The organism is Xenorhabdus sp. Sc-CR9, assembly GCF_963897815.1.
Classification (GTDB): domain Bacteria; phylum Pseudomonadota; class Gammaproteobacteria; order Enterobacterales; family Enterobacteriaceae; genus Xenorhabdus.
In genome coordinates this window covers 38,734-45,053 of record NZ_CAWQTY010000166.1, presented here as the reverse complement: position 1 = coordinate 45,053, position 6,320 = coordinate 38,734, and the positions used below count along the sequence as shown (strand labels likewise).

General features: G+C 48.1%; 2 pseudogenes. Both read left to right on the top strand.

Going from position 1 to position 6,320, the window contains the following annotated elements:
- Positions 1–97, top strand: a pseudogene (locus AACQ81_RS08175) (IS5/IS1182 family transposase); the annotation flags it as partial.
- 59 nt (positions 98–156) lie between these two features.
- Positions 157–6,237, top strand: a pseudogene (locus tag AACQ81_RS08170) (amino acid adenylation domain-containing protein); the annotation flags it as partial.
- Positions 6,238–6,320 lie beyond the last annotated feature (83 nt).

Below are 6,320 nucleotides of genomic sequence, written 5' to 3'. Positions count from 1 at the left end.
AGCAGTAGCTACTCGGTATGACAAATTAGCAAGAAATTATGAAAGTCTCGTTGCTTTGGCATTTTCAATCATGTGGCTCCCTATGTGGGTCGATTGAAACATGTACAACAAAGGTCAACACGCTCTAGTGAAACACGGATCACCGCAAAATCAGCCACCACAAAACCAATTGTCAGCCTGATAAATACCGTTCCATCGGCTATTGTGCATTTGATCAATACTAATGTTATTCCTGATACAACCAAAATCGTCAATTTGGCTGGTGAAGCATTGAAACCAAATGTTGTTGAACAGTTGTTTGCTTGTTCCTCTATACAAAATGTGTGCAATCTTTATGGTCCTTCGGAAACAACAACTTATTCAACCTGGACACGCATGAGCCGGACAACGGGCTTTATCCCCCATATTGGCCGCCCAATTGCCAATACCCAAATCTACATTCTCGATACCCATGGTTACCCCGTCCCGCTCGGTGTCAGCGGGGAAATCCATATCGCGGGTGTCGGTGTTGCCCGTGGTTATCTTAATCGACCTGAACTCACGGCTGAACGCTTCCTGATCGATCCGTTTTCCCCCGTTCCGGATTCACGGATGTACAAAACCGGCGACCTTGGTCGCTGGCGGCCCGATGGCAATATCGAATACCTCGGCCGCAATGATTTTCAGGTCAAGATACGTGGTTTTAGGGTTGAGCTTGGTGAAATTGAAGCAAAACTTGAGCAATGTTGTGGTGTACGTGAGGCCGTAGTTATGGCGCGTGAAGATATCGGGGAACAAAAACGGCTGGTCGCCTATCTGCTTACCGACCCAAATGTGAAACCGGCCCCTGCGGGATTGCGTCAACAACTCACGAAACAACTTACTGACTATATGATCCCCAGCGCCTTTGTAACACTTGACGCTTTCCCGCTGACACCCAATGGTAAACTCGACAGACAGGCACTTCCTGCCCCTGATCCCTCTGCCATTGTGACACGCGTCTATAATGCACCAATGGGTGCAGTGGAAACTGCCCTGGCGCAAATTTGGCAAACACTACTGGGACTTGAGCGTGTCAGTCGACATGACCATTTCTTTGAACTCGGCGGTCATTCCCTGCTTGCTATCCAGCTTGTCACACGGATACGCCAAAATCTGGCACTGGAACTCTGCTTGCCGCAACTCTTTGCCCACCCGGTGCTCGCTGATTTGGCTACCGTGCTCACTGATGCTTCGGTGGTCACTCAAACAACCACTATTCCTGCCGTCGATCGCCGTCAGCCTTTGCCGCTATCATTCGCCCAACAGCGCCTGTGGTTTCTCGCCCGGCTGAACCCCGCTGCCAGTCTGGCCTACCATATTCCGACAGTGCTGTACCTCTGCGGACAATTTAATCAAGCGGCATTCAAGAGTGCATTGGATTCTCTCGTTACACGACAGGAAAGCCTGAGAACCCGTTTTGTCCTTGTTGATGAGCAACTTTACCAGCACATTGATGACGCAGATATCGGCTTTACCCTGAACTATCAGGATCTACGCGGGTTAAATAAAACCTCATGCATGAACCGCATTGATGAGCTGATAACACTCGAAGCACAAACTCTGTTTGATTTTGTCAATAAACCGTCGGTTCGGGGTCAATTACTACAACTATCGGACGACGAGCACATATTTATTCTCACTCAGCACCACATCATCACTGATGGCTGGTCAGTGGGGATATTGATCCGTGAATTAGGCATACTCTACCGCGCCTCACTTGGGGAGCAAAATGTTCCTTTGGCACCTCTGCCCATCCAATATGCCGACTATGCAGCCTGGCAACAGGAGTGGTTACGGGATGAGATTATTTCGGCTCAACGGGATTTCTGGCAAGAACAACTTCAGGGAGCGCCAGAGCTGCTGGCTCTTCCCACCGATCGAACACGTCCACCAGAGCAAAGCTATGCCGGCAGCCACATTCCCGTTCATCTGAATGCGAATTTACTGACCTCTCTCAAAGAACTTGATCAACGTCAAGGCACAACATTATTTATGACTCTACTTGCCGGTTGGAGTATTGTCCTTTCCCGCTTGAGTGGTCAAAACGATATCATCATTGGCACGCCGGTCGCCAACCGTCCACGAAGTGAATTAGAAGGCGTCATCGGTTTTTTCGTCAATACCCTGCCTCTGCGTATTGAACTGGAGAATTGCAATACCGTGGCAGAACTGCTCGCTCACATCCGAGAAAGATCTCTGGCGGCCTACGCGCATCAAGATCTGCCTTTTGAACAGTTGGTGGAAATTCTACAACCCAATCGCAGCCTGAGCTACAACCCGATTTTTCAGGTTATGCTGGCTCTGGACAATACCCCCGTGCAATCCTTTGAATTGCCGGGTTTATCTGTCTCAACGCTTAATCAAACACGCCATAGCGCACACTTTGATCTCACTTTGTCACTCAATGAAACCAGAAATGGTCTCACTGGTTATCTGGAATATGCCTCAAACCTGTTCGATAAAATGACAGTTGAACGAATGGTGGGTTACCTCACTCAGATACTGACGGCTATGGCAGACAGTGAAATGCAGGCCATTGCACATCTGCCAATGCTATCTGTAGCTGAGCGGCAACAACTACTCTTCGAATTCAACACCCCTCAGGCCGACTTCCCGCTATTTTCACAAGGCCAATTTTCACAAGATGCTTTGATTCATAAACCATTCGAAGAACAGGTGCAACGCACACCAAATGCCACAGCCGTAATATTTGAAGATCAATCTTTGAGTTATGCCGAACTGAATTGCCGAGCAAATCAACTGGCGCACAGCCTGATTGACTTTGGTGTACACCCTGATGATCGGGTGGCGATTTGTGTTGAACGGGGTTTGGATATGATCATTGGCCTGTTCGGGATTCTAAAAGCCGGTGCCAGCTATGTGCCACTTGATCCAGACTATCCCACCGAACGGCTGATCTATCAATTATCGGACAGTAAACCTGTACTACTGCTGACACAAAAACATCTGCAAACAGGCTTATTGATGCAAAATTTGCCGGTCTGGCGACTCGATGATGAGACTTATCAAAAAAGTACAGCGGCACAACCTGAACATAATCCAGACAGCAGACAAATAGGGCTTCAGCCCCACCATTTGGCCTATATCATCTATACTTCCGGTTCAACCGGACATCCCAAGGGTGTCATGCTGGAACACCGCAATGTCGTGAGCCTTATCCATGCACAACGTTTAGTCAGTCAGCCTCATCCCGGCGATCGTGTCCTGCAATTTGTTACCTTTGCGTTTGATATTTCCGTATCCGATATTTTCCCCACTCTTGCCTCGGGTGCTACGCTGGTTCTGCGTCCGTCCTATATCAAGATACCGGATATCAATTTTGTTAATTTCCTGCGTGAGCAGAAAATCACTATCATCAATATACCGACTGCTTTCTGGCATCATTGGGTACAGGAAATAGTAGCAGGACGCATCGGTTTCAGCCCCTGCCTCCATACCGTCATTGTTGGTGGTGATAAAGTAGAGCGCCGCTATTTAATCGACTGGCTATCGTGCCCTGAAACACATTCCTGCCGTTGGTTCAACGCCTATGGTCCCACTGAAATAACTGTTACGGCCACGGCGTTGATGATAGATGGCAAACAAACTTCACCTGTCACCGATAACATCCCCATTGGTCGCCCATTGTCCAATACCCGCATTTATATTTTAGACGCGTTCCGCCAGCCGGTTCCTACTGGTGTCAGTGGTGAAATTTATATCGGTGGTATGGGTGTTGCCCGTGGTTATTCCAACCAACCAAAACTCACGGCAGAAAGATTTGTTGTCGATCCATTTAGTGAACACCCCAATGCCCGCATGTATAAAACGGGCGATTTAGGTCGTTGGCGGGCTGACGGCAATATCGAATACCTCGGCCGCAATGATTTTCAGATTAAAATACGCGGCTTCCGTATCGAATTAGGTGAGATTGAAACCAGATTGATGCAATGCCACGGCGTACGTGAAGCCATCGTGCTTGCCCGAGAAATCCCCAGTCATACCGAAATGCCGAACGAAAAGCGGCTGGTTGCCTATCTGCTCCGGGAACCATATGCGAAACTGGTGCCTACGGAGCTGCGCCGGCAACTCTCACAGCATCTTGCTGATTATATGTTGCCCTGCGCTTTTGTGATTCTCGATTATTTTCCGCTGGCACCTAATGGCAAACTCGACCGTCAGGCATTGCCGTTACCAGATCAAGCGGCAATGGTGAGCCACGCATATGAAGCACCAATCAGCAATATGGAAATCGCATTGGCCAAAATCTGGCAAACATTATTAGGGGTGAAAAGAGCGGGACGTTACGACCACTTCTTTGAGCTAGGAGGCCATTCACTGATGGTTGTCAGCCTAATCGAACGATTGCGGGAACAAGGCTGGAATCTTGATATCCGCTCTGTATTTGCCACACCAATGCTGACTGAAATGGCGAAAATGATGCAGTCCGTCGAGGAAAATGTGATTACATTGATTGTACCGCCTAATCTTATCCCCGATGGCTGTACGAAAATCACTCCTGCTATGCTGCCCCTCATCTCCCTGACACAACATGAGATTGATACTATCGCAACCATCATTCCAGGTGGAGCTGCCAATATCCAGGATATCTATCCGCTGGCACCATTACAGGAAGGCATGTTGTTCCATCACCTGTTACAAACACAGGGAGATAGTTATCTGTTACACATTTTGCTTGCTTTCGATAACCGTGAACGTCTTGATGCTTTCCTCACCGCCTTCCAGCAGGTCATTGACCGCCACGATATTCTGCGTACTGCCATCTGCTGGCAAGGTCTGGCACAACCAATACAAGTAGTCTGTCGCCAAGCATCTCTACACATTGACACCTTCACACCTGAAAACGATAAAGACATCCGGTCTCAGTTACTGGCACATACCGACCCGTACCAGCATCGCCTTGATGTCAGTCAGGCTCCGCTTATTTCCGTCAATATCGCCTATGACCGGCATCATGATGAGTGGTTGCTGGCACTGTGCTGTCACCATATACTTAATGACCATATCTCGTTAGACATTATCATGTCTGAAATTAATGAATTACTGTTCCATCGTCCCAAACATTTAACGCCAATATTACCTTACCGCCACTTTATTGCCCAGTTACAGAGAGTATCGCTTTCATTACATGAAACTTATTTCCGTGAAATCCTGGCCGATGTAGATACGCCAACCACACCTTTCGGGATACTCGATATCTACAGTGGAAACAGACAAATCACGCGTATTATTCAACCTATCAGTGCATCCCTGTCGGGAGCTATCCGCAGACAGGCCCGTCGTCATGGCGTAAGCCCCGGTATCCTATTTCATGTCGCGCTGGCGCTGGTGCTGGCAAAAATAAGCGATCGGGAAGATGTTGTCTTCGGCACAGTTTTGTCGGGACGTATGCAAGGAGGTACTGATATCGACCAGATTCTAGGCTTGTCGATCAATACATTGCCCGTGCGGGTTAAACTGACAGGAAACAGCGTAAAAGAGACTGTGCAAGCAACTTATCGCAATCTGACCCGGCTACTGGAACACGAGCAGGCTTCATTGGCATTGGCTCAACGTTGTAGTGCAATACCATCACCCTTGCCTCTCTTTAATACGCTACTCAACTATCGTCATAGCCAATCGGACACAATCAGCACCACATGGGAAGGTATACGTCTGATAACAGCACAGGAGAGGATGAACTATCCCCTCTATTTTGCTGTGGATGATTTGGGTAAAGGCTTTCTTTTAGAAATTCAGGCGGTATTGGGAATCGATTCATCCCGCCTGAATTTCTGTATGACCACAGCTCTGTCGGGTCTGGTTAGGGCATTGGAAATTGCCCCCCAGCAACCCATTGTAAACATTCCCATTATGTCCGCCATTGAACAACAACAATTGCTGACTGATTACAATAGTAAGCCCAAACATCAGGCCATACTCTCATTTGATCAACCTGCGGTTGTTGAATGGGAATACGAAGCCCCGGTAGATGAAATGGAAATGACATTGGCCCAAATTTGGCAGGAGTTACTGAAACTCGAACGGGTTGGCCGCCAAGACAATTTCTTCAGGCTAGGTGGGCATTCTCTGACAGCGATACAACTGCTGTCACGTATGCGTGAACAAGGTATGGAAGTTCCGTTGGCCGCATTATTCACGCATCCGATCCTGAGTGAAATGGCACTCATGGTGAAGGGCATCTCCATATCCTGATCTTCGGCAGCCTTATAAGCATGCTATTCAGATAGCAGTAACAGAACAAAAAAGGGAATGGAATTATCAATATACCCGTCGTC